Origin of the sequence: Luteibacter sp. NPDC031894, assembly GCF_050273135.1 — a bacterium.
Classification (GTDB): Bacteria; Pseudomonadota; Gammaproteobacteria; order Xanthomonadales; family Rhodanobacteraceae; genus Luteibacter.
On record NZ_JBNNMV010000005.1, the window covers coordinates 175,317 to 198,567 of the forward strand.

General features: G+C 67.3%; 27 protein-coding genes and 1 riboswitch. Of the genes, 12 read left to right on the forward strand and 15 right to left on the reverse strand.

What is annotated here, in order from left to right; translation table 11 throughout:
- Window positions 1–112 precede the first annotated feature (112 nt).
- The 3 genes from ACQKIE_RS14420 to ACQKIE_RS14430 are packed head-to-tail and all read left to right on the forward strand — an operon-like array spanning window position 113 to window position 1,534.
- Window positions 113–577: a YiiD C-terminal domain-containing protein gene (locus ACQKIE_RS14420; protein ID WP_427460260.1), complete on the forward strand. Its 465-nt coding sequence runs from the start codon at window positions 113–115 to the stop codon at window positions 575–577.
- A gap of 38 nt (window positions 578–615) precedes the next feature.
- A complete protein-coding gene (locus tag ACQKIE_RS14425) occupies window positions 616–1,029 on the forward strand; it encodes a hypothetical protein (RefSeq protein ID WP_427460262.1) in 414 nt (137 codons plus the stop codon).
- Between the two features lie 58 nt (window positions 1,030–1,087).
- Complete coding sequence (locus ACQKIE_RS14430; protein WP_427460264.1) at window positions 1,088–1,534, forward strand: rhodanese-like domain-containing protein; 447 nt, start codon at window positions 1,088–1,090, stop codon at window positions 1,532–1,534.
- Between the two features lie 9 nt (window positions 1,535–1,543).
- On the opposite strand, the gene ACQKIE_RS14435 is transcribed toward ACQKIE_RS14430, so the two are convergent.
- Window positions 1,544–2,599, reverse strand: a complete 1,056-nt coding sequence (locus tag ACQKIE_RS14435; protein ID WP_427460266.1) for a 2Fe-2S iron-sulfur cluster-binding protein — start codon at window positions 2,597–2,599, stop codon at window positions 1,544–1,546.
- Window positions 2,600–2,648: 49 nt separating this feature from the next.
- Here ACQKIE_RS14435 and ACQKIE_RS14440 point away from each other — a divergent pair, with 49 nt between their 5' ends.
- The 6 genes from ACQKIE_RS14440 to ACQKIE_RS14465 all read left to right on the forward strand — a co-directional run bounded on the left by ACQKIE_RS14440 (window position 2,649) and on the right by ACQKIE_RS14465 (window position 7,823).
- Window positions 2,649–3,101, forward strand: coding sequence for a hotdog fold thioesterase (locus ACQKIE_RS14440; RefSeq protein ID WP_427460268.1), 453 nt, complete (start codon window positions 2,649–2,651; stop codon window positions 3,099–3,101).
- The gene (locus tag ACQKIE_RS14445; protein ID WP_427460271.1) at window positions 3,098–4,045 is read left to right on the forward strand and encodes a serine/threonine protein kinase; all 948 of its coding nucleotides are present in this window, start codon (window positions 3,098–3,100) and stop codon (window positions 4,043–4,045) included. Before ACQKIE_RS14440 ends, ACQKIE_RS14445 begins: the two co-directional genes overlap by 4 nt.
- A gap of 24 nt (window positions 4,046–4,069) precedes the next feature.
- Window positions 4,070–4,513 carry a hypothetical protein gene (locus ACQKIE_RS14450; RefSeq protein ID WP_427460273.1) on the forward strand — a complete coding sequence of 148 codons (444 nt, stop codon included), beginning with the start codon at window positions 4,070–4,072 and terminating at the stop codon, window positions 4,511–4,513.
- Between the two features lie 19 nt (window positions 4,514–4,532).
- Window positions 4,533–5,702 (forward strand): class I SAM-dependent rRNA methyltransferase, encoded by a 1,170-nt coding sequence (locus tag ACQKIE_RS14455; RefSeq protein ID WP_427460275.1) that lies wholly within the window; start codon window positions 4,533–4,535, stop codon window positions 5,700–5,702.
- 48 nt (window positions 5,703–5,750) lie between these two features.
- Entirely contained in the window at window positions 5,751–6,833 is a 1,083-nt protein-coding gene (locus tag ACQKIE_RS14460; RefSeq protein WP_427460277.1) for a DNA topoisomerase IB, read from the forward strand.
- Window positions 6,834–6,899: 66 nt separating this feature from the next.
- Window positions 6,900–7,823 (forward strand): hypothetical protein, encoded by a 924-nt coding sequence (locus tag ACQKIE_RS14465; RefSeq protein WP_427460279.1) that lies wholly within the window; start codon window positions 6,900–6,902, stop codon window positions 7,821–7,823.
- A 168-nt stretch (window positions 7,824–7,991) separates the two neighbouring features.
- Here the strand turns inward: ACQKIE_RS14465 and ACQKIE_RS14470 are convergent, their stop codons facing one another.
- From ACQKIE_RS14470 to ACQKIE_RS14525, 12 genes are all read right to left on the reverse strand, one after another.
- A complete protein-coding gene (locus ACQKIE_RS14470) occupies window positions 7,992–9,833 on the reverse strand; it encodes an aspartyl protease family protein (RefSeq protein WP_427460281.1) in 1,842 nt (613 codons plus the stop codon).
- A 70-nt stretch (window positions 9,834–9,903) separates the two neighbouring features.
- Window positions 9,904–10,485 (reverse strand): nicotinamide riboside transporter PnuC, encoded by a 582-nt coding sequence (gene pnuC, locus ACQKIE_RS14475; RefSeq protein WP_427460283.1) that lies wholly within the window; start codon window positions 10,483–10,485, stop codon window positions 9,904–9,906.
- On the reverse strand, window positions 10,475–12,655 hold the full coding sequence (locus ACQKIE_RS14480) for a TonB-dependent siderophore receptor (RefSeq protein WP_427460285.1): 2,181 nt from the start codon (window positions 12,653–12,655) through the stop codon (window positions 10,475–10,477). Before ACQKIE_RS14480 ends, pnuC begins: the two co-directional genes overlap by 11 nt.
- A gap of 55 nt (window positions 12,656–12,710) precedes the next feature.
- A riboswitch (TPP riboswitch) is annotated at window positions 12,711–12,807 on the reverse strand.
- Window positions 12,808–12,827: 20 nt separating this feature from the next.
- Window positions 12,828–13,961 carry a phosphotransferase enzyme family protein gene (locus ACQKIE_RS14485; RefSeq protein ID WP_427460287.1) on the reverse strand — a complete coding sequence of 378 codons (1,134 nt, stop codon included), beginning with the start codon at window positions 13,959–13,961 and terminating at the stop codon, window positions 12,828–12,830.
- Window positions 13,958–14,692 (reverse strand): DNA-binding domain-containing protein, encoded by a 735-nt coding sequence (locus tag ACQKIE_RS14490; RefSeq protein WP_427460289.1) that lies wholly within the window; start codon window positions 14,690–14,692, stop codon window positions 13,958–13,960. Before ACQKIE_RS14490 ends, ACQKIE_RS14485 begins: the two co-directional genes overlap by 4 nt.
- On the reverse strand, window positions 14,689–15,531 hold the full coding sequence (locus ACQKIE_RS14495) for a DUF692 domain-containing protein (protein ID WP_427460291.1): 843 nt from the start codon (window positions 15,529–15,531) through the stop codon (window positions 14,689–14,691). The genes ACQKIE_RS14490 and ACQKIE_RS14495 overlap by 4 nt, the downstream gene beginning before the upstream one ends.
- A 55-nt stretch (window positions 15,532–15,586) precedes the next feature.
- Window positions 15,587–15,856, reverse strand: coding sequence for a hypothetical protein (locus ACQKIE_RS14500; protein ID WP_427460293.1), 270 nt, complete (start codon window positions 15,854–15,856; stop codon window positions 15,587–15,589).
- Between the two features lie 107 nt (window positions 15,857–15,963).
- The gene (locus ACQKIE_RS14505; RefSeq protein WP_427460295.1) at window positions 15,964–16,515 is read right to left on the reverse strand and encodes a hypothetical protein; all 552 of its coding nucleotides are present in this window, start codon (window positions 16,513–16,515) and stop codon (window positions 15,964–15,966) included.
- Between the two features lie 194 nt (window positions 16,516–16,709).
- Window positions 16,710–17,177: a DoxX family protein gene (locus tag ACQKIE_RS14510; protein WP_427460297.1), complete on the reverse strand. Its 468-nt coding sequence runs from the start codon at window positions 17,175–17,177 to the stop codon at window positions 16,710–16,712.
- Between the two features lie 11 nt (window positions 17,178–17,188).
- Complete coding sequence (locus ACQKIE_RS14515) at window positions 17,189–17,923, reverse strand: putative DNA-binding domain-containing protein (protein ID WP_427460299.1); 735 nt, start codon at window positions 17,921–17,923, stop codon at window positions 17,189–17,191.
- Window positions 17,920–18,840 (reverse strand): DUF692 domain-containing protein, encoded by a 921-nt coding sequence (locus tag ACQKIE_RS14520; RefSeq protein ID WP_427460301.1) that lies wholly within the window; start codon window positions 18,838–18,840, stop codon window positions 17,920–17,922. The genes ACQKIE_RS14515 and ACQKIE_RS14520 overlap by 4 nt, the downstream gene beginning before the upstream one ends.
- Entirely contained in the window at window positions 18,761–19,030 is a 270-nt protein-coding gene (locus tag ACQKIE_RS14525; protein WP_427460303.1) for a DUF2282 domain-containing protein, read from the reverse strand. Before ACQKIE_RS14525 ends, ACQKIE_RS14520 begins: the two co-directional genes overlap by 80 nt.
- 270 nt (window positions 19,031–19,300) lie before the next feature.
- On the opposite strand from ACQKIE_RS14525, the gene ACQKIE_RS14530 reads away from it, so the two are divergent.
- The 3 genes from ACQKIE_RS14530 (at window position 19,301) to ACQKIE_RS14540 (ending at window position 21,678) form a co-directional block, all read left to right on the forward strand.
- On the forward strand, window positions 19,301–19,897 hold the full coding sequence (locus ACQKIE_RS14530) for a sigma-70 family RNA polymerase sigma factor (RefSeq protein WP_427460305.1): 597 nt from the start codon (window positions 19,301–19,303) through the stop codon (window positions 19,895–19,897).
- Window positions 19,894–20,535, forward strand: a complete 642-nt coding sequence (locus tag ACQKIE_RS14535; RefSeq protein WP_427460307.1) for a DUF1109 domain-containing protein — start codon at window positions 19,894–19,896, stop codon at window positions 20,533–20,535. Before ACQKIE_RS14530 ends, ACQKIE_RS14535 begins: the two co-directional genes overlap by 4 nt.
- A gap of 222 nt (window positions 20,536–20,757) precedes the next feature.
- Complete coding sequence (locus ACQKIE_RS14540; protein WP_427460309.1) at window positions 20,758–21,678, forward strand: MASE1 domain-containing protein; 921 nt, start codon at window positions 20,758–20,760, stop codon at window positions 21,676–21,678.
- Between the two features lie 48 nt (window positions 21,679–21,726).
- Here the strand turns inward: ACQKIE_RS14540 and ACQKIE_RS14545 are convergent, their stop codons facing one another.
- Together ACQKIE_RS14545 and ACQKIE_RS14550 are read right to left on the reverse strand one after the other, a co-directional pair.
- Window positions 21,727–22,173 carry a hypothetical protein gene (locus ACQKIE_RS14545; RefSeq protein WP_427460311.1) on the reverse strand — a complete coding sequence of 149 codons (447 nt, stop codon included), beginning with the start codon at window positions 22,171–22,173 and terminating at the stop codon, window positions 21,727–21,729.
- A 180-nt stretch (window positions 22,174–22,353) separates the two neighbouring features.
- Window positions 22,354–23,220 carry an MBL fold metallo-hydrolase gene (locus ACQKIE_RS14550; RefSeq protein ID WP_427460507.1) on the reverse strand — a complete coding sequence of 289 codons (867 nt, stop codon included), beginning with the start codon at window positions 23,218–23,220 and terminating at the stop codon, window positions 22,354–22,356.
- Between the last annotated feature and the right edge of the window lie 31 nt (window positions 23,221–23,251).

A 23,251-nucleotide genomic window follows, 5' to 3' on the forward strand; every position in this document is an offset into this window, starting at 1 on the left:
CCTGCGACTGGGGATCAGGATAAGAAGGTGGGGACGACACCGCCAATGCCGAAGGTTGGGTCTACACATACGGATGCGAACGGGGCGTCGCCGCCCGTACACTTCGCCGCTTATGACGACGATCCACGCCCCCCTGGCCGACCTCGAACGCTTCATCCGCGACGGCATTCCCCTGGCCCGCGCCATGGACCTCCGTATCGCCGCCTTCGACGGCGACCGGCTCACCATGACCGCGCCGCTGGCACCGAACATCAACGACAAGGGCTGCGCCTTCGGCGGCAGCCTCGCCAGCCTCATGACCGTGGCCTGCTGGGCACTGGTGGAGGCACGCCTGCGCGAGCGCGGCCTGGATTGCGACGTCTTCGTGGCCGATTCCACGGTGCGTTACCTGGATCCGGTGTGGGACGACCTGCGGGCGGACGCGACGATGGCCCCCGGTGCCACCTGGGAGCCCTTCTTCGCCACCCTCGAGGCTCGCGGCCGTGCGCGGGCCGATTTCACCTGTGTCGTACCGGGTACCGAGGGCAAGCCGGCCGCCAGCCTGGACGCGCGCTTCGTGGCCAAGCGCCGGGCATAATGCCGCCCGACGCCCCGGAAACGCCAATGGAAGCCGCCATGCGCCCGCTCGCCCTGCCCGCCCTCGTCTTCACCCTCATGGCCCTCGCCGGCTGCGCCACGGATAAGCGCAACCAGGCGCTCAACAAGACCCTCATGAGCTACGCCTCGGCTATCCGCTGGGGCGACTTCGCCGGCGCACAGACGTTCGTCGACAAGGATTACGCCGCCGAGCACCCCATGAGTTCCATCGAACAGGGCCGCCTGCAACAGCTGCGGGTGACGGGATACGATGAGGGGTCCGGTCCGCGGCCGGACGGCGAGGACGACGTGGTCCAGGTTGTCCAGATCAATGTCGTGAACGTCAACACCCAGTCCGAGCGCGGCATCGTCGATCGCCAGCGCTGGCATTACGATCGCGAAAAGAACAAGTGGACCCTGACGACGGGCCTGCCGGACTTCTCGCCGCACTAACCGCGCTCTGGCGATATAATCGGCCGTTTACCCCCTTACTGGGACGCGGAAAGACCCGATGAACGACGTATTCCAGAAGCTGCCCGGTTTCGTGACCAACCACGCCTTGCTGGTCGCGGCCTTCGCCGTGATCCTGATCGCCCTCGTGGCGGGCGAGGTGGGCCGTCTCTTCCGCAAGTGGAAGTCCCTGACGCCGGCGGGACTCACCCAGCTGATCAACCGCGACACGCCACTGATCGTGGACCTCTCCGCGAGCGCGGATTTCGAGAAGGCGCACATCCCCGGCGCGAAGAACGTCGCCCTGAGCCAGTTCGATCCGGAGACGCAGAAGGACCTTTCGAAGGCGAAGGACCTCCCCGTCGTGCTCGTCGACAAGGACGGCCGCGGCGTGGGCAAGGCGGCCAATCGCCTCATCAAGGCCGGCTTCGCGCGCGTGTTCGTCCTCGACGGCGGCACGTACGCCTGGCAGACGGCGCAGCTGCCCGTCGTCAAGGGCAAGAAATAAAATAAGCGATCAGAGCCCGTGGATGCCGGCCCTGCTTTGCAGGATCGCCGTCAACACATCGGGCGCCACGTCGAACGAGTCGAAGTACAGGCGGTCCTCGGGCAGGTTCGCGTCGAGGAAGAACTGGCGGCCCGCCGCGACCATCGCCGGCGGTCCGCTCATGTAGAGGTCAACGCCGGACAGGTCTGGGTGGTCCTCGAGCAGCGCCTCATGGACCAGGCCCTCGCGCATGCCGCTCGCGCGCGCCGCTTCCGGATCGGACAATACGGGCGTGAAGCGCACGTTCGGCCATTCGACCGTCCAGTGCCGGGCCAGGTCGATGAGGTACAGGTCCTCCACGTGGCGCGCGCCCCAGTAGACGTGCATCGGCCGCCGCGTGCCGAGCGCGATGAAGTGCTCCACGATCGCCTTCACCGGGGCGAAGCCCGTGCCGCCGGCCATGAACAGCATCGGCCGCTCCGAGTCCTCGCGCGGCACGAAGGTGCCCAACGGCAACTCGACGGTGAGGCGGTCGCCGACCCGCAGCGCGTCGTATACCCATGAGGTGAAACCGCCGCCGGGCACATGGCGCACGTGCAGTTCGATCAGGCCATCCGTACGCGGCCCGCTGGCGATCGAGAACGGACGATGCTTCCCGTCGTCGAGGATCACATCGAGGTACTGCCCCGGCAGCCAGTTCACCCGCGTACCGTCGAGCGGTCGCAAGCCCACGCCCACGACATCGGGCGCGAGCGCACGGCGCTCCACCACCTCGGTGTCCACGCGCCGGTGCGGGATGTCCTCCACCGAGGCGATCTCGCGGGCCTGGATGGCAATGTCGCCGCAGGGCACCGCCTGGCACAGCAGGATCGCCCGTCGGGAACGCGCCGCGCCGGAGAGCGCCACGGGAGGATTGCGCGGGTAGCGGCACTCGCCCTCGACAAGGGTGGCCTTGCAACTGCCGCACACGCCGCCCCGGCATGAATACGGGAGAGCGATGCCCGCGCGCTGGGCGGCTTCGAGCACGGTCTCGTCGGCAGCGGCGTCGAAGCGCTTGCCGGACGCTGTCAGGGTTACGGTGGGCACCCGCACATTGTAGGACAATGAAGGCTTGCCCCACAGGAAGCCGCAGGCCATGGCCATCTGGAAACACCCCATCGACCTCGCCCGCATCAACGCATGGAGCCGCGGCACGATGATGGAAACGCTCGACATCCGCTTCACGGCCTTCGGCGACGACTGGCTGCAAGGCACCATGCCCGTTGACCACCGCACCCAGCAGCCCTTCGGCCTCCTCCACGGCGGCGCCTCCGTCGTGCTGGCGGAGACGCTGGGCAGCTCGGCCTCGCTGCTGACGCTGGACGTGGAAAAGGAAGTGGCGGTGGGGCTCGACATCAACGCCAACCATGTTCGCGGCGTTCGCGGAGGCATCGTTACCGGCACCGCGAAGGCGGTGCACATCGGCCGCACCACCCAGGTGTGGGAGATCCGCATCGAAGAGGAGCACGGCAAGCTCGTCTGCCTGTCGCGACTCACGATGGCCGTGATTCCATCGCCGGGCGGCGCCCCGGGGAACCTCCGCGCGTGAGCGAGGCCGCGCCCTACGCCGCGCTCTCGCCCGACCTCGTGCTAGCCGCTGTCGACGCGGCCGGGAGTTGGAGCGACGGGCGCCTGCTGACGCTCAACAGCTACGAGAATCGCGTCTTCCAGGTGGGCTTGGAGGACGGTGGTTTCGTCGTCGCGAAGTTCTACCGCCCCGGGCGCTGGACCGACGCCGCGATCGAGGAAGAACACGCCTTCGCGCTGGAACTCGCGGCGGCGGAACTGCCCGTGGTCGCGCCGCTCGTCTTCGACGGACGCACCCTGCTCCGCCATGGCGGCTACCGTTACGCGCTGTATCCGCGCAGGGGTGGGCGCGCGCCGTCGCTGGAATCGCCGGACCAGCTCGAATGGCTGGGGCGCCTGCTCGGGCGCATGCACGCCACGGGTTCCCGCGAGCGCTTCCATGCACGCGGCACGCTCGACCGCAAGACGATGATCGACACGCCGATGCGCGCGGCCCTCGGGTCGGACCTGCTTCCCGCGCACCTGTTCGATGCCTACAGACAAGCGGCAGGTCGCGTGGACGAGGCGGTGGCGCGGCGACTCGACGCCGTGGGTCCGTTGCGGCTCATCCGCCTGCATGGCGACTGCCATCCTGGCAACGTGCTGTGGACGGATGCGGGGCCGCATTTCGTGGACCTCGACGACGCGCGCATGGGTCCCGCCGTGCAAGACCTGTGGATGCTGGCGGGCGACGAGGCGATGATGGACGCGCTGCTGGAAGGGTACGGGCAGTTCCGTGACTTCGATCCGGTGGAATTGGCCCTCGTCCCCGCGCTACGCGCGATGCGGCAGGTGCATTACGCAGGATGGATCGCGGAGCGCTGGCACGACCCCGCCTTCCCCGCCGCCTTCCCCTTCGCGGCCGAGGCGCGGTGGTGGGAACAGCACATCGCGGACCTGCACGACATCGCCGACGACCTCGGCTGATCTGACCCTTTATCCGGAGACTCCATGCATTCCTTCCTCACCCGCGTCATCGCCGTCTTCCAGATCGCTGGCGGCCTGTTCGGCCTCGTGCACCAGTTCAACCGGCTGCTCGGCGGACGCTTCGGTGGCGTGGACGCGATCGTCGCCGTCCTCGGCGTCCTCCTGTTCGCCTTCATCCTCGTCGCCGGCGTGCTCCTGGCCAGCAACGACGGGCGCGGTACCAGCATGTCGATCTGGGCGCAGTTCCTGCAGGCACCGCTCGTCGCCACGCCCTTCTTCAGCTACGCCCTTTCCAGCGGCGCCTACGCCAACCTCTCGCTGACCCTCCAGCACTCGCCGCGGCTCGGCTTCGACTGGGCCATCGCCGAGCATGGCTGGCTCCTCGCCATCGGCGGGCCGTCCGCCGCGCACATCGGGATCAACCTCCTCGCACTGGCATCGTGGCTGGTCCTGCGCTTCGGCCGCTGAGCACCGGTATCATTCACCGATGAACGCTCCCGCACTCCCCGTCATCCGCCTCAAGTCCGACCGCGTGCCGGGCCACCCCTGGATCTGGTCCGCCCAGATCGTGAAGCCGGCCGACCGCCTGCCGCCCGGCAGCGTGGTGGACGTCGAGGACGCCAAGGGCCGCTTCGTCGGCCGCGGCTTCTGGAATGGCCATGCCCGCGTGGCCCTGCGCCTGCTCACCACCCTTGCCGATGAAATCATCGACGATGGCTGGATTGCCACGCGGCTGGCGCGCGCGGTCGAGCTCCGCCGCGACCTGCTTCGCCTCGACGAGGTCAGCGACGCCTGGCGCGTGGTGCACAGCGAGGGCGACGGGCTCTCCGGGCTCGTGGTCGACCGGTATGCGAACCACCTGGTGGTGGAATACTTCGCGGCCGGCATGTGGCGCTTCCGCGACACCATCCACGGCGAACTGCAGCGCCTCTTTCCCGGCGCGTCGCTGTACTGGTTCGCCGAACAGCACGTGCAGCGCCAGGAATCCTTCGACGTCCGCTCCAACGACGCCCCCGCGGCGGTGGACGTGCACGAGCACGGCCTGGCGTTCCACGCCGCTCCCGGCCTTGGCCACAAGACCGGCTTCTTCGCCGATCAGCGCGAGAACCGCCGCCGCTTCGCCACGCTGGCGCGCGGACGGCGCGTGCTCGACCTCTGCTGCAACGCCGGTGGGTTTGCGGTGCATGCGATGAAGGCGGGCGCAAAGGAAGCCACGGGCGTGGACGCGGACGCGGCGATCCTCGAGGTCGCCCGCGAGAACGCACGCATGAACGGGGTGACGGCACGGTTCGAACAGGGCGATGTCTTCGAGTGGTTGCGCGCGGCCATCGCCCGCGGCGACACCTGGGACGCCATCGTGCTCGATCCGCCGAAGCTCACGCGCGACCGCAACCAGGTGATGAACGCGCTGAAGAAGTACTTCGCGATGAACCGTACCGCGCTCGACGTGCTCGCGCCCGGCGGCATCCTGCTCACCTGTTCCTGCACCGGGCTGGTCGGCGAGGGCGACTTCCTCGAGATGATCCGCCGCGTGGCCCTCAATGCCGGACGCGACATCCAGGTGCTGGACGTCACCGGCGCGGGTCCCGATCATCCGGTGGCGAGCAACGTGCCGGAGAACCGGTACCTCAAGGCGGTGTTCTGCCGGGTCGCCTGACGGAGCGTTCACCCGCCCTTGATTGGCCGCCGGACCATAGTGCCGGCCATGTCCAGAAACCCCCCGCCCGAAGCGCTCCAAGTGGCAAGCGTGGAACGGGCCCACGCGAAAGCGGCGGGCCTGGTCTATGTGTGCGATACCGATCCGGGCATCACCCGCTGCAAGCGCGGTCGTTCGTTCCAGTACATCGATGCGGACGGACGGCGCGTCACCGACGAAGCGGTACTCCAGCGCATACGTTCGCTCGCGGTGCCGCCGGCGTACACGCAGGTATGGATATGCGCCAACGAGCGCGGCCACCTGCAGGCGACCGGGCGCGATGCGCGCGGCCGCAAGCAGTACCGCTACCATCCGCGCTGGCGCAGCGTCCGCGACCGCGGCAAGTTCGAGCGCATCCTCGAGTTCGGGGAGGCCTTGCCGAAACTGCGTCGCCGCCTGCGCAAGGATCTGTCGCTGCCGGGCCTGCCACGGGAAAAAGTATTGGCGCTGGTCGTGAGCCTCTTGGAAGAGACCATGATCCGGGTGGGCAACGACGAGTACGCCAAGCAAAACAACTCCTATGGCCTGACCACCCTGCGCTCCCGCCACGTGGCGGTACGCAAAGGCCGCATCAGCTTCCACTTCCGAGGCAAGAGCGGCCTCTGGCGCGATGTCGACCTCGACGACCGCCGACTGGTGAAAGTGGTACGCCGCGTGCAGGAGTTGCCCGGGCAGCGGCTGTTCCAGTACATCGACGACGAGGGCCAGCCGCAGCCGGTGGATTCGGGCATGGTCAACGACTATCTGCGGGAGATTACCGGCGGCGAGTTCACGGCGAAGGATTTCCGCACCTGGGGCGGCACGGTGCAGGCGGTGGCGACGCTCGCCGCCCTCTCGCTGCCCGAGGCGGGTGGTGACCGGGCGGTGAAGTCGGCGCTGGCGGGAGCCGTGAAGGAGGTAGCGGCGGTGCTCGGCAACACGCCCGCCGTGTGCCGTGCCTCGTACATCCACCCGGAGGTATTCACGGGCTGGAGTGACGGACACCTGCACCGGTGGGTGCCGCAAGCCTGCGTACGGTTTCCGCGGAAATTGGAAGCAGCGACCCTGGTTTTCCTGAGACGGCGGCTTCGTGCAACGAAGCGCTCCCGTTAAGACGAATGGACGGCTATAGTGCGCGCGCGGGGTTCGCGTTCGAATGATCTTGGGGCTGTGGTGAAGATGTCACGGTGGAAGGCTATCCCCGTCGTGCTGTGCCTGTGGGCCGGCATGAATATCCATGCGCAGGACGCCCCCGTCGGGCCCCCGCTGGCGCTCCCCGGTCCCGGGGAGCATCGCGGCGTGGTCGACGACACCTGGATCGTCGCACCCAAGCGACTGGGCGATGCCACGCTGGCGGCCGTGAAGAACTACGCCGACGAAGGCGACATCGCCGCTGGCGTCTCGTTGCGCTACCGCATCGACAACGCCGAATGGATCATCGCCGACGTCTTCATCTATCCGGCGGGCGAAGGCGACAACACGACGATGCTGCGTCGGGCGATGGATGATTTCCGGGAGTCCGTTTCTTTCGCGGAGCGCCAGCAGATCTACCGCAACGTCTGGTGGGGCGATGAAAGTCCCTACGTGGCGACGCTGTCCGGTGGCCGGAAGATCGAAGGCCGTTTCCTGCCCATCGTGTTCGACGCGCAGCAGGACATGCTCACTTCGCGCGCCTACCTTTTCTACCGCAAGCTCTACTTCGTGAAAATCCGCCTCAGTACCACGGTCGATGCGGTGGACTCGCTGGCGGAAAACGCCGATGGCTTCATCGCGAGCCTGCTGGATGGCATCGACATCGTCAGCACGGGCACCTGCGGCAAGAAGATGGACATCGTGCTATCGGCCCCGGGGCAGTCGCCACCGGCCGGGCTGAAGGACGGCGTGAGCGCCGACGGCTATCGTCTGCTGTTGGCGCCCGACGGCAGCGGCACGACGGGTCGTGCCGCGCAGATGGCGAAAACGGCGGCGCTGGCGGCAAAGCGGCAGCAGGCGAACGGCTGCACCGCCCTGGAATACACGCCCCCACTCGAGGACGACACCCGCGCCGTGCTGCACCTGTCGTTCGGTCCGGACGACTGGGGTACGTCACAGAAGAAGCCTTGAACGAAGAACGGCCGGGGCGCGTCCCACGCCCCGGCCGTTGCCGTTCACCGGCCGGCGGACCGCGCTCAAGTCCTTGAGCGAACCCTGCCAACCTGCGGCGACCTGTCCATGATGCGCGACTTCATCGACGGGGCCCATGGAACGATTCTGAAAAACCGGTCGGTTTGGTTACGGCGCGAAGTCGGAAAGCTCCAGCGTCACCCTGCGACTGGTGGCCATGCCCAGGACGACCTTCTGTCCCGGCTTCGCCTGGTTGAAGACATCGCGGATGCCCCAGTTGCCGAGCTTCGCCGCGGACACGCCGTCGACGCTCAGGATGGCGTCGCCGGGCTTGATGCCCGCCTTCGCCGCGGGACTCCCCGGCACCACCAGCGCCACCGCGAAACGGTCCGGCCGCTCCGGTTTGCGGCCCAGACGCATGCCGGGGTCGAGGTTCCACGGACCCGCCGGCTTCGACGTCCGCGGCGCGAGGACCATGGCAGCGCGCCGGTAATCCACGTGCACGAGGAATTGCGAGAGGACGTCCTGTCCGATGTTTCCCGCTTCGCTCACGTTGGCGGTGGCACCTGCATCCGGCGGCGTCAGCTGGGCCACATGGCCATGGACGGTGACATCGCCGATGGCGAGCGAGTCGATATGCGAGATGCGGGAGACGAAGGCGCCGCCCACGCCACCGCCTCCACCCAAGGCATAGCCCTTGCTGTAGCGATCGAACAGGCCGTTGCGTTGCATCCATTGCGGAAAGACGAGGAGGTGGCCGCTATTGCCGGTGTCGATGCCGAACGCCCCCGGCTTGCCGTCGAGTGCGCCATCCACCAGCGGCATGTCGAACGTGAAGCGCAGCGGCACGGCCGTGCCCTTGCCCGGCAGGGGCGCGGCGCCGTGGTCGAAAGGGGCGAGGAGAAGCTGCTTCCGGTCGTAGTCGAAGGTGACGGCGAACCGCTCGAACACTTCCAGCCCAAGAATGCCGGCGACGGGCGTGCGATCGCCGCGATCGGAGAAACTGAATCCGAACGGCATCACCAGGACCGTCTGGTCGTGGATCTCCGCATCGCCGAGGGCGATGGAGGCGACGCGCGCATAGGCGACCGTCATCGATCCGGGGCCCGATCCCGTACTGACGCCCTTGCCTTGCCCCTTGATACCGAGCGCCTTCGCCGTCGCCTCGGTAAGGATGGCGTGCCCACCGGTGTCGAGGATGAACGGCAGCGGCTTCGCGCCGTCAATCGATACGTCCACGAGGAGCGCGCCGCCTTCCAGTGTCATCGGTGTCGAGGCCTCGCGTGCGCTCCCGCGCATGACGACGTCCCCGGGCAAGAGCGGCGGCCGCGCCAGTGACGTGGCGATCCTCGCGGTATCCGGAAACGCGTAGCGATCGATGCGTACCGTGTCGTTGCTGTCTTCGGTGCCGCTGTCCGTTTTCGCGACCGTCACGATGCGATGAGGCAAGGCGACGCCGCCGACGTCGCGGTAATCGGCGAAGTCGCGTGTCATGGTAAAAAACGACGAGCGCCATTGTGCACGCGTCACGCGCCCCGATGTGCGATCCAGCCAGAGCGTAACGGTACGTCCGGCGTGCGCCGTGGCGTCGACGCGCAAGAGGCCACCGTCGACTGTCGGCGCACCGTACACCGCATCGTCGGCGTCCAACCAGCCCATCCGCAACAACCAGCCCTCGGTCACCGCGACCTGTTGCGCTTCCCGCGAATCGAACGGATGTACGCCGCCGGATATATCCTGGTGCCAGCGGCCTTTCGCGTCCGCGCCGTCGGCATAGGAGCGTATCGGATGGGACACCGACACGCGCCATGCACCCGAGCGGCGATCGACCGTCTCGCGCCAATCGCTGACGAAGCCTTCGCTTTCCTGTTTGCCTTCGGCGGCGAAAGCACTTCGGCCCTGCCACGTTCCGGCCGCGGCCGATCGAGCGGCCTGCAAGGGCGCCGGAATGTCAGCGGCCCAAGCGGGCGGGAACGCGAGGACGAGCAGGAGAAGCAGGGACAGGCGCATCGTTCACCTCGTGCTACGTGGCTTTATCCCATCGTAGGGCGCACCGCCAACTGTGCGCCGGTGCCAGACGTCAGGGTCCGACGGGGTTCGAGCGGGCGATACGCCAGGATTTCAGGCCCATGGCCGCCAGGACGATCAGGGCCACGTAAAGCACCGCCGTGACCGGCAACGACTTATAGATGTACTCACCGACATAGATCACGTCCACCACGATCCACAGCCACCATGCCGCGGCGTGCCGGCGCGCCTGCCACCATTGCGCGACGAGGCTGAACGCCGTCAGCGCGGCATCCAGCCAAGGCAAGGAGGCGTCGGTATAGCGGTGCATGACGTAACCCAGCGCCAGCGCCGCCGCACTACCGATGGCGAGGTGCACGACCGCTTCGCGCGGCGACAGGCTGGCGACGCGCACATGCCCGTCGTCGTCGAGGTTGCGCAGCCAGCGATGCCACCCGTACACGATCAGCACCGCGAAGATCGCCTGCAACAACGTGTCCGAATAGAGTTTCGCGTCGACGAAGATCCACGCATACGCGACAACCGATACCAGGCCCACCGGCCAGCACCACGGGTTGCGCCGCGCCGTCAGCCAGACAGCTACCGCACTGACCACGGCGGCGGACACCTCGAAAGGCGAAAGCTCAAAAGTCATACGTCATCGACAGGCGTGCGAGGCGCGGCATGCCCGGGAACAGGTAACTGTCGCCACCCGAGCTTCCCGTGTCGCGCCAGTAGAAGCGGTTGAAAACGTTGTCGACGTTGAGGCGGAAGGTCAGCGCGTGACCGTTCGCGCTGGTGGTGTAACGAAGACCGGCGTCGAAGACGTGATAGGCAGGTACGCGATGCATGCCGTCCGGCGTCGCGACATTGGCGCTCGCGTAACGCCAGCCGCCGAGGACCGCGAGGTTCTGCACGAACGGGAGGCTGTAGTCGGCGTACACCGCCGTACGCCACTTCGGCACATTGACGACCTGGTGTCCCTCATAATCCGGTGCACCCGTATTCTCCGCGCGGGCGCGGATGATGTTCGCGCTCGCGGTCAACCGCAGGTTTTCGGTGACGCGTCCGGCGAGGTTCACTTCGACGCCGGTATGCACTTCCTGCCCTTGCTGCACGAAGGTGAAGCCTTCGGGCGTGCCGTCGGGCCGCGCGAACTGGTACGACTGGCGGATGCGATACAGCGCCGCCTGCAGGTCGAGCGCATCGTTCACGGCGACCTTCACGCCCGCTTCCACCTGGCGCGAATGCAGCGGCGCAAGCGTCGTGCCGCCATTGGACGTCCAGTACGGTGCCTCGCGGCCGAGCGACAGGCCCTCGCCATAGCTGACATAGGTCGTCAGCGCGTCACCGGGCTGCCAGAGGACGGCGGCCTGCGGAAGCGTCTTGCTCATGCGCGTCTGACGTTCCGGTGCACCCGCGTCGTCGTAGGCACGCTCGTCGAGGCGGACATGGCGCGCGCCGGCCAGAACCTGCCACGTGTCGCCCAGATGTACGCGGTCGATCGCGAACAGCGTGCGTTGCCAGCTCGTCAGTCGGCGCACCGACGGGCCGGGTTGATTGGGCGAGGGATCGAACACCGGCACCACGCGATCGCCGATGTTCGCCGTGCCCACGTAGTCGTACACGTCCGCGCGTTGGTCGACCGTGCGGCGGAACGACGTCGCACCGACGTTGAGTTCGTGATCGAGCGATCCGGTGGCGAAGCTGCCGGTGAGGACACCGCGCACTTCGTCGTTCTGTCGCGTGTCGTCGGGGCTGCGGTAATCGTAGACGTCGTAGTCGCCGTTCGGTGCGAAGAAGTAGCCCGGCGTGGCCCCGGAGGCGCAGTCCGCCGAGTAGAAGCAGCCATAGGCGAACGCGACGTTGTCGTCGATCACCGTATGGCTGTGCCCGGCCGACACCTGCGCGTTCCAGGTGTCGCTGAAGCGGTAGTTGAAGCGCAGCGCGCTGTTGCTAGAGTGGATGCCCACTGGCCGCTGCCAGGGTTGGTAACCGAGCAGGCGCGTGCGACTCGCATGCCGTGGTATCTCCGACCCACCGAGCAATTGATAGCCGGACGCCGAGCGCTGTCCGCTGGTCTGGTAGTCGGTATCGAGTAACAGCGTGGCTTTGTCGGTGATCTTCCAGTCCGCCGCGACGGAGACGAAACTGCGCCGGCCATCGGTATGCTCGACGGCCGCGTGCGTGTCCTCGTGGGCCGCGTTCACGCGCATGCCGAAGGTCGGCGAGAACCAAGCTCCGAGGTCCAGCGCCTCGTAATTCGACCCATGCGAGTCGGTGCCGACAGTCAGCGTATGCACGTTCGCGGCGCGCTTGCTCACGTAGTTCACGAGGCCACCCGGCTCGACGACGCCGGCCTCCAGACCACCGAGCCCCTTCAGGACCTCCACGCGCTCCTTGCCTTCCAGCGCCAGCAGTTGTTCCGCCGACATGATCATGCCGTTGAAACGAAAACCGGTGGCGAGGTCGAGGGGAAAGCCGCGGATGGAGACGTCCTGGTAGTAACCGGCCGGCGCGTAGTTGTCGTTGATCGCGGCATCGCCGCGCACCAGTTCGCTGAGGCTTCGCGGCTGCCGGTCGTCGATCTGCGCGCGGGTGATCACCGTGATGGCAGCCGGCGTGTCGTGCAACGGCGCACTGCCGAAGCTACCGAACGTGTCGAGTTGGGAGTCGGTGGCGCGGTAGCTGTTCGCCGTGGTCGCGTGGACGTCCACGCTCGGAAGCGTACGCGCCTGTTGCGGCGTCGACGCATCGTCGGCGGCGTGGGCGGTGGCCGCGGCGAGCAGCAGGGCGAGGAAAAGCGGGCTTCGGGAATAGGTCATCGTCGTCTTCGGGTCCACGGACGAAGCGACGGCGAACCACGTAGCCGCAACGGCCACCATGGTTCTGCAAGCTCCCTACGCCGGTACTAACCGGGTCAGGTTCCAAGGGACTCTCTCAGCCCGGCGATTGCCGGGCACCCCCGCTTCTAGAACGCCTATTGAACCACGAACGTCAGGCGATGTGGCGAATCGCGTCCAGCATCGCCCGGCCATGGCCGCCGGTGAACCAGGCGGCATGCCCCCGGAGGAAGGTGTCGTAGGCCACGTCGGCGTGGTCCCTGCGGCCCGTGACGCCTTCGAAGTACTCGACTTCGGAGAGAGCGAAATCCACGTGCACAAGGGGCAGGAGGTTGGCCAGCAGGTCCAGCGAGGCGGCGTCGAGGGGACGGACCGAGCGGTAACCCGCGATGAGCGCGAGCGCGAGGTCGTGCCGCCCGATATCGCCTCGGGCGATGTCCAACCAGGCGATGGCGTTCCGCTCGATGGCGGTGGCGAGATCGAACAGCGCGAGCGTCGCGGCGCTCAGGCCGAAGTCCAGCACGTCGGTGATCGACGCGTCGTGCTCCGGGCCGCTCCAGCACAGGTTGGAGACGTGCCAATCGCCGTGCGTCCAGAGGCGGGGCTGCAGGGCAAGCGCTGGGGCCACGAGCCCGTGCCATGGCGCGATGGCCGCACCGATCTCGCGTCGCCAGTCGCGACCCGAGAGGTAGCGCGCCAGCGCCGGACGCTCGGGCAACTCGCATGCGAGCTTTGCCAGCGGATCCGCCGAGGCGAGCAGATCGGCGCGGGCGACGAGGATGTGCGTGCGTCGCTGTGGCGCGTCGTAGCCTTCGGCCGCCGCATGCAGCGTTCCAAGCATGTGTCCCGCCGCCACGGCGTGCCCTTCCCCATCGATGGGCGACCACGAAAAGGCTTCGCGATAGATGTCGACGCCGCGCGCAGGGTCGTGCAATTCGTACACCCAATCGTCCGAACCGAACACGGTCGCGCCGTCCGGGGCGCGGTGAATGCGCGGCACGGGGAGGCCTTGCTCGCGCAGGAACGTGGCGAAGCGATGCTCCTCGGACAATGTGGCTTCGTCACGCACGCTCCGATGGTGGCGCTTCACGAAAACCCGCCCGGTCGTCGTCGTGGCCAGCGCCGCCGCGGACAACGGTCGTGGGCTACGCCAGTCCACGGCGACCAGCCCGCCCAGGGCCGGGACGTGCGCGATGGCGAAGGCGATCTCCTCCGGGGTCAGCGGCGGCCAATCCGGTGCAAGATGGTCACCGGCCAGCCCGTGCGTGAGGTGGGCATCGTCGATCACCGGCGCAGCCCGCGGATCATCCCTTCGGCGGTCCACGCCCCCAGACACCCTCCCACGATGCGAGCGGTCTGCTCGTCGTCGTAAAAGCGGCCCAGGCTGGCGCAGATTTCGCCGAAACTGGCGCCGGCCAGGGCGAGGTCCAGACAGGTGGACTCGTCGGCAGTCATGCTCGCGAAACGGGGGGACAGGCCGTGGCGCCAGACGCGGGCTCCCACCCCTTCAGCGACGATGACGACAGGCGGGGGCGTGGCACCGTCCGCGATCGCGCGCCAGATGGCGACCGCGTTGCTGCGCATGGGCCTGAAGCACAGCGTCGGTACGAAATCGATCTCGACGCTGTCCCAGTCGTCGGCGACGAGGTCGCGGACGGCCATCGGTTCCGCGTCGGGCCCGGAAAATGCGCGACGCAGGTACCAGTCCAACCACGCCAGCTCGCCCACCTCGACGTCCGCCGGGTAGCTGTCCTCGAGCCAGCGAACGAAGTGCTCGCCATAGGCGTCGAGCGTCCAGGACGACGGATGGTGGCGGTCGATGTAGCGCGTGGCGTTCGCATCGAAGGCGTCGTCCCCCAGCCAGAGGACGGTTTTTTCATAGGTCTCGCGCAGGCACGCACGGAGTTGGCCGCGGTAGTTGTTCGCGTAGACGGCCATGCCTTTCGCGTCGATGCCTTCGGGAACGGCGCCCGCCGCCAGCGCGACGGCGAACGCCCTCTGTCGGTCCCTCAGGCTCATACGGCGTGTCGACGTGCAGCGCGAGCCAGGTCGCGCGCGTGCGCCACCTCGGCCAGCAGTTCGGGGAGCGGCGGGATGTGGTCGTCGCGCTCGATCATCACGGCCACGTCGCCCAATCGTTCGATGAAGCGCGCATACAGCGCCCAGACCGGATCGGGGACTGGTGCGTCGTGCGTGTCCACGAGCATGTCGCGCCCCTGGCTGTGCCCGGCGAGGTGGACCTGGAGGACGCGGTCCAGCGGGAGCCGCCGCAGCCATTCGTCGGGGTCGACACCTTGGTTGGTCGCGCTGACGTAGATGTTGTTCACGTCGAGCAGGAGGTAACACCCCGTGCGCGCGCAAAGCTCGCCGAGGAAGGCGGCCTCGCTCATGCCCGCTTCGGGAAAGGCCAGGTAAGTGGACGGGTTCTCGAGCACGAGTGGCCTTCCGAGAGCATCCTGCGCGGCCTGCACGTTCGCCGCGACGAGCTCCAGCGCTTCGTCGGTATAAGGCAGCGGCAGGAGGTCATGCGAATTGAATCCGTCGATGCCTGTCCAGCACAGATGGTCGGAGATCCATAAAGGCTCGATGCGGTCGGCGAGCCGGCGCAGGCGCCGCAGGTAATCGATGTCGACGCCGTCGCTCGAGCCGATGTTCATCGACACGCCGTGCAACGCCACCGGGTAGCGCTCGCGCACACGGGCGATCACGTCCAGCGGCTTGCCGCCATCGACCATGAAATTCTCGGAGATTACCTCCAGGAAATCGACGGGCTGCGCGGTCTCGATGAACTCGTTGTAGTGCGGAATGCGCAGGCCTAGCCCGAAGCCGGACAACGGTGTCGGTGAAGGGTGGGACATGCTGCGCTCCAGGACGAGGGACCCGGCCGCCGCAAGAGCGGCCGGGCGATGGATCTTACTTGGTCGGTTCGGTGGTGCTGCCGCCCTGGGCCTTGCATTGCTGGACCGACACGGCCTTGAAACCCTGCCCCTTGCAGTCGTTCATGCCCTTGCACTGGTGGCTGCCCGACTTGCAGTCGGACGTGCCCTTGCAGCTGTTGATGCCGTAGCAATGCACCGTCTTGCCGGCGCCCTGTTCCGCGGCGTGGGCCGGCGCCGAGATCGCGGCGACCGAGACGGCGAAGACGGCGGCGGCAGCGGCGATGCTATGGGTGGCGGTATGCATGATGGTTCTCCGTGACAGGAAGGAATTGCCGGGATGGCATGGATGAATTCGTGACCACGGGCCATCCGGTTACAAGGCGCGGATCCATCTTGCCGGATTCTCCCTCGTCAGAACGTCCGACTCCAGACCGACGTCACCTCGGTCCAGCAGGCAAACCAGCCGTCGACGTGTTGCTCGACGCCTTCGCTCACGCACGTGCGCATGTAGACGTGGACCGTGCGGTCGTCGACGACGAGGAGAATCCTCGGCCCTTCCCTGGCTGGAACGTCCGCCATCGGCAGTCCGCGTACCCGTGGTTCCTGCCTGGCGAGCGCATCGAAGTCCAGCCGGGTCACGTGCCTGCTGCCGTCCCTTGCCGTCCACTCGAGCTCGGCCAGCCCGGGGAAAATGGGCGCTTCATGGTCACGAGGCACGACCAGATGACCGCCCTTGCCTTCCCAGCACGGCAGCCACTCCGCCGGCAGCGGTGGGGTCGCCCGATCGTAGTCGCCCTGGCTGTCCCGCCAGCGCGTGCCGAATTCGCGACGGTCGTAAACGATGCTGCAGGCCAGGGTGCCGTAGCACTCCGCCTGGAACCTGTGCCGATGGAAGTGCGCCGACGGGGAATCCGTCCCTTCTAGCGGGGTGACCCGTCTGGATGGCGGGTGGTGGGAAGGCATGGTTGGATGACTCTTCGAGTGCGCTGGATGGACCGACGTCCCGCCGAGCGCGGCGGCAGTCGACGGACCTGCGTCGCGCAACCCGAACGGGCGCGGCTTCGCACCCGTCTAGTGTGCCCGCCGCCGCCGGTGCATGACCCAAACCGCACCCGATTTCAGAATAGTTCGATGCACACGGCGGCGCGACGGAACCCTCAGCGGATACCGAGGGCCCGGTCGAGCGACACGCGCCCTGCGCCGCGGCCGATCAGGTAAAGCAGGATCGCCGCCCACGAGAGGTGTGTTGGCCAGGCGTCGGGATAGACGAAGATCTCGATGATGGTCGTCATGCCGAGTAGCACGAAGGCGGAAAAACGTGTGGCGAGGCCGAGGACCAGCAGCACGGGCACGAACGTCTCCACGCTCGCCGCGATGTGCGCGCCGATCTCCGGCGTCACCAGCTGTAGCCGGTATTCGCTGCGGAATAGTTCGTACGTGCTCTCGGTGACGGTGAGGAAGCCCTCCACTTTCGTGCGCCCCGACTGGAAAAAGATCGCCGCGATGGAAAAGCGGCCGGCCAGCGCCAGCAGGTCGTGACCGACCGCTCGCTCGAGGCGATCGGCAAGCGCATTCCAGCGGGTGCGCAGCGTGGGACGGGCGGAAGTGACGACGGTGGATGCCATGGCGGGTTCCTTCATGAAGTGGCGAATGCACCGGACCGCGACAGCCCGGAAAGTGTGAGGTCGATTCGGGCGTCACTGTGTCGTTCCGCCACCGCCAGTACGGCCTCGCCAAGGCTCGCGCCGGCGACGCACGCATCGAGCAAGGCGATGTCGACGGGGCCGGCCGGGATAACGTGCACGTGGTGCGCCACGCGGACTACCACGGCGCACTCGGCTTCCCAAAGCAGGTCATCTCGCACCGCTTCGCCGGCGCGGCTGGCTTCCCAGATCGTGCGCACCGGTAGTGCCGATGCGATCCAGCGCGTCGCCGGGTGGATGCGCAGGCGCAAGCCGTTCAGCGCCTGGGGGGCGAGTGCGGCCAGGTGCCGCGTGCCGAGCGGCGTCGCTTCCGCCGCGTCCGTGCTTTCCGAGCACAGGCGGTCGAGGCGGGCCACGTCGGCGAGGTAGGGCAGCACGGCGGCCGGTTCGAAGCCGGCAAGGAATGCAGGGAATGTCTCGCCGTACATGGCGAGGCGCGCGTCGCGCGGCGGGTCGGCCATGACATGCAGCGCCGCGGCGGAACGAAACCATTCACGTCCGACGAGGCAGGCCACCGATGGGAAGTTTGCCTCGAGCGCGTCCAGACAGGCTCGCATCACGGTGTTGCGGTACACGGCGAAGGCGGCCAGCTCCGCGGGAGGAAACGTCGACGACTCGTCGAACAAAGCCGATCGGAAATGCTCCTGGAACGCGGCGAGTCCGCTCATGCGGCCTCCCGGCACTCGGCAAGCAACGCATCCGCGAGAACGCATTCCTCATGCAGTTCGTCGAATGAAGGCACCTTGCCGTCGCGCTCGATGAGCGTCGGGCGCGCACCCGCCAGCGAGAGTACGTGGCGATAGAGACCCCACACGGCATCGGCGACCGGCGCATCGTGCGAATCCACGAGCAGGCCGCCTGCATCGCCCTCATCGATGGCATGGCCGGCGAGATGGATTTCAGTGACTGCGCGAAGGGGAAACCGATCGAGGTAGTCGCGAGCGTCCGTGCCGAGGTTATGAGCGCTGACGTGGACGTTGTTGATATCGAGGAGCAACCCACAGCCGGTCCGACGGACCAGTTCGGCCAGGAAATCGGTTTCGCTCCAGTCGTGCCCCGCGAGGGCGAGGTAATGCGCTGGGTTCTCCAGCGAGAGCTTCCGCCCGAGCGCATCCTGGCTCCGCTGCACGTTTTCCACCACGCGAGCCAATGCTTCGTGCGTGCGCGGGAACGGCAGGAGGTCGGGAACATACGTTCCGGCCCAGGTCGACCATGCCAGGTGCTCGGACACCAACACGGGTTTCACGCGGTCGACCAGCCGGCGCAAGCGGCGCAGGTGCTGCGCGTCGGGTGGGCCTGCCGCGGCCAGCGAGAGCGATACGCCATGGAGCGATACCGGATGGCGTTCCGCAAGGGCATCGAGCATCGCCGGGCGCGGGCCGCCCTCGGCGAGGTAGTTTTCGGGGTGGACCTCGAACCACATGCCGGGTGCGGCGCAATGCAATGCGTCGTCCATATGTTGCGGCTTGAAGCCCATTCCTGCGCCGAGCGACCCGCGCACCTGGTCAGCCCTTGCTGAGCGAGCCGTGGCCCTTCGGCGTCGCGATCGACGTGCACGTACCGGCGGGCACCAGCTTCCACGCATTCTTTTGGTAATCGGCCTTGGCCGTGCCCGCGCAAGTGGTGCCGGGTCCCGCGGCGCAATCGTTCTGCCCGGCCTTGGCGATGCCCCAGCACTTCTCCATGGCGGGCTTGGCGGCGTCGTTGTCGGCATGCGCGACACCGGCGACCAGGGCCGCCAACGAGAGGGCAAGCGATACGGCGTGACGATTCATGCGGATGCTCCTTTGGAAAACGGACGGGATGTCCGTGTCATGGGGAAATTCGCCGTTCGCGGCGTTCCGGTTACAGGCGAGTTGAAATGGCAGCCGGCTTGCGCGTGCCGTCGCGGCCGCTGTAACCAAAGCGGGCGCGGCAACGAACAGGAAGGCATGAGCACCCGCGCGACGCCATGGCCTTTCGCCCTCCCGGCATTTCCCGCGGGACCGTTGCCCCCACATCGAGGCTATTGCGATGTCAGACGAAGCACGGCTAAATCCCTGTCGATGAAGAGTCGGCAGGCAAGCGCGGAGATCGCGAAAGGACGCCTGGCCGGCACGCCGCCGGCGGAGATGGAACTGCGCGCGAGTTTCGTGGCGGGGCTGGCGGGGGACGCGACGAGCTACCGACGTTTCCTGGACGGTTTGTCGGGCCACCTGCGGGCCTACCTGCGTCGCCGCCTGCCCCGCGCGCAGGCCGACGTCGAGGACATCCTGCAGGAAACCTTGCTGGCCGTGCACAACGCGCGGCACACCTACCGCCTCGAGCAACCACTCACTGCCTGGGTCCACGCAATCGCCCGTTACAAGCTGATGGATTTCTTCCGAGCCCATTCCCGTCGCGAAGCCCTGAATGAGCCCTTCGAGGACGACGGGGGGCTGTTCGTCGCGTCCGACACCGCCTCGACCGACGCGCGCCGCGACGTCAGCCTCCTGCTACAGGCCCTGCCGGACCGCCATCGCGTGCCCATCCAGCTCGTCAAGCTGGAGGGCCTCTCGGTCGCGGAAGCCGCGGAGCGCAGCGGCATGTCCGAATCCGCAGTGAAGGTAGGCGTGCACCGAGGGCTGAAAGCCCTGGCGGCGCGCATCCGGGGGCACGCATGAAGACCGACGACCTCATCGCCCTGCTCGCCACCCAGGCGCCACCGGTGGATCGGCATGCGCCGGCGCGCCGGTTCGCGCTTGCCTGGGTCGCCGGCTTCGTGGCCGCGCTGCTGCTCATGGTGGCCATGCTGGGCGTGCGCCCGGACATCGAAGACGCCATCCGCATGCCGAACTTCTGGTTCCGGCTGTGCTACGCGAGCGCCATCGCCGCTTCCGCCCTTTGGGTCACGGCACGCCTGGCTCGGCCAGGCGTGCACGTCGGCGGCGCCTGGGCGGTACTGGCGGCACCGGTCGCGCTGGGCTGGATCGCGATGGGTTGGATCCTTGCCCATGCAGCGGCGGGCACCCACCTGCCGCTGATCCTGGGCCATACCTGGCGGGTCTGTCCCATCCTCATCGCCATGCTGGCCATGCCTGCCTTCGTGGCGATGCTCTGGGCGGTTCGGGGCATGGCTCCCGTCCGGCCGCGCCTTGCCGGCGCCGCCGTGGGGCTTCTGGCGGGCGCGACCGGCACGGTCGCGTACTGCCTTCACTGCCCGGAAATGGCGACGCCGTTCTGGTCCACCTGGTACCTGCTTGGCATGCTCATCCCGGCGGCCCTCGGGGCACTGGTCGGCCGCCGCGTGCTCCGCTGGTGACACGGATAAATCCCGGCGCGTATTCGGCAAATCGTCGAAAACGCTATTCAGTCGATGGCGAAGGGGCCGCTATACCTTCAAACTAGGCCAGGATCGAGAACCTCCTGGGTGCCGCCAGGAACTCGGGCCAGCAGCGGTCAGTGGATGAAGTGCCTCGTCATCGGCTGGCCACCCGTGTCAGGACGAGCGAGAGTGGGGGGCGACATCGTGGGCAGAGCGAACATGGATCCGTTGACCTGGGGGCGCTACCTCGCCGTCGCGGGCGCCTATGCGGCCTGTTACGAGGTCACCCGCTATTTTTCGTTCTCCCACTGGACGCTCACCGCCGGCCTCCGCCTCGCCTGCCTCCTCCTCGTTCCGAAGCGTTACTGGATCGCTCTTGCTATCGGCGAAGCCCTCCCGACTGCCGAAAGCGCCGCGCTGAATGCGCATCTCTACGGCACCCTGTGGGCCGCCCTTACGTCCATTCCGCTCATCCTCGTCTGCATGCCCGTGGTCGGGTGGCTACGCTCGCGCAGCACGCTCCTGCGCGACGATGGGCAGATCAACATGGGCATGGTGATGTGCGCGACGCTGGGTTGCGCGCTGCTCAGCGCGCTGGATAACTCGCTGACCTTGTCCACGGTCGTCATGGACGACGGCACCTCGCCATCCGCGACGCTTCCCATCTTCCTGGCGTGGACCTTGGGCGCCTATCTGGGCGCGCTGACGCTGACACCGACCATCATGGCCTTGCGCGAACGCCTCGCCGGTCAACCCAAGGGGGTCGTCACATGGAACGCCGTATGGCATAGCCACCTGACGCGCGACGCCCTGCTGATCGTCGTTCCCTCGCTCGCCCTGCTGATGTTCCTCTCGTCCCAGGCGGGCGATGGCGCGTTGCAAGCCACGCGGATCGCTATGGCGCTCCCTGTCGTGCTGATGACGTTGCGGCATGGGTGGCATGGCAGTGCGATCGGCGGCATGCTCGCCAGCATCGCGATGGCCTCGACGTCCTTCCACTTGCAGGACCCGGCGATGATCCAGGCGCAGACTGTGTTGGCCTTCGTCCTCTCCACATCGCTGCTGTTTGGGGTGCGCGTGGCCCGCCGCATCGCGGCGAGCCACGGGGTTCGCGAAGCGACCATCCTGCCCCACCGCTGAGGACGGCCCCTGCCGGCCATCCCCAGAAGCTTTGCGTACCGCGGCGCCTCAGTTGCCCCGCGTGGTGCACTCGACCGGATTCTTGCATTCCGCCGGGACGAGCATCATCCGCATCGTGCCATCGGGCTGCGGAGCAACGAACAGCTGGACCGAGTCGTCCTTGTAGACAGTCTCACCCGCCGTGCTGGCAGGCGCCGGCAGCGGCTCGTCGGGCGTGGCGAGGTGTTCCGCATCAACGCCGATGGGCAGGCCGCCCAAGACATAGGGCGTGCGTTGGAATGCACCACGCACGTTGCCGTTGCCATCGTTGACCTGGATGTAGCGCGTGTTGCCACGCTGGAAGACATAGACGTGGAAGTTCGGGCTGCGGCTGACGTCGGTGGCATTCGGCCACGCCTGTCCCAATCCGGCAAGAGCGGTTTGTGCGTTTACCGCACCGATACCGAGGGCGAGCGTCACGAACGTAGCGAGCAGGGTGCGAGTCGGGTTGCGCATGGTGGTGGTCCTCGTGGGTTGGTGGATGCAGTCTGCGCCCGTCGGACGTCAGAACATGCGAACCGCCCGTGGTCAATCCACGGACGGTCAAGGCCACTTTCCCGCAGGAATCCTGCCAATGCGGAGGTGCGTGCCGAATTCGCGCATAGGTCGCCGTCGAAACCGCCCCGAGCGGCGGCACTAGACGCTATTGAGCGGAATCTTGAGGTAGCTCACGCCGTTGGACTCGGGCGGCGGCAGCGCGCCTGCGCGCATGTTCACCTGCACGGCCGGCAGTAGGAGCTTCGGCACCGGCAACGTCGCGTCGCGTGCGGTCCGCATGGCGACGAAGGCCTCTTCGTCGATGCCGTCATGGAGGTGGATGTTCTCCCGGCGCTCCGCAACGATCGTCGTTTCGTGGACGAAGCGATCACGCCCCGGCGCTTTGTAATCGTGACAAAGGAAGAGACGCGTCTCGTCGGGAAGTGCAAAGAGCTTCCGGATCGATCGGTAGAGCGTCCGCGCGTCGCCGCCGGGGAAATCGCAACGTGCGGTGCCGTAGTCGGGCATGAACAACGTGTCGCCGACAAAGGCCGCGTCACCGATGACATGGGTCATGCAAGCCGGTGTGTGCCCAGGCGTATGCAAGGCGATCGCCTCAATGCTTCCCAATCGATAACGCTCGCCATCCGTGAAGAGGTGGTCGAACTGACTGCCGTCTCGCCGGAAGTCTTCACCGGTGTTGAGCAATCGCCCGAAGGACTCCTGCACGGTGACGATGTGTTCGCCAATGGCGACGCGGCCACCGAGCACCGACTGCACATAGGCGGCCGCGGAGAGGTGGTCCGCGTGCACGTGCGTGTCGATGACCCATTGCACGGTGAATGCGTTCGCCCTGACGAAGTCGACCATCGCATCCGCCGACGCGTGGTGGATCCTTCCCGCCGCCGCGTCGTAATCCAGCACGCTGTCGATCACGGCCGCCATCAGCGTGGAGGGATCCCAAACCACGTAACTGAAGGTGTTGCTCGCCTCGTCGAAGAACACCTTGACGTCGGGCTTCTGCATGGCGATCACCTCGTGGTTCATGGCAAGGACG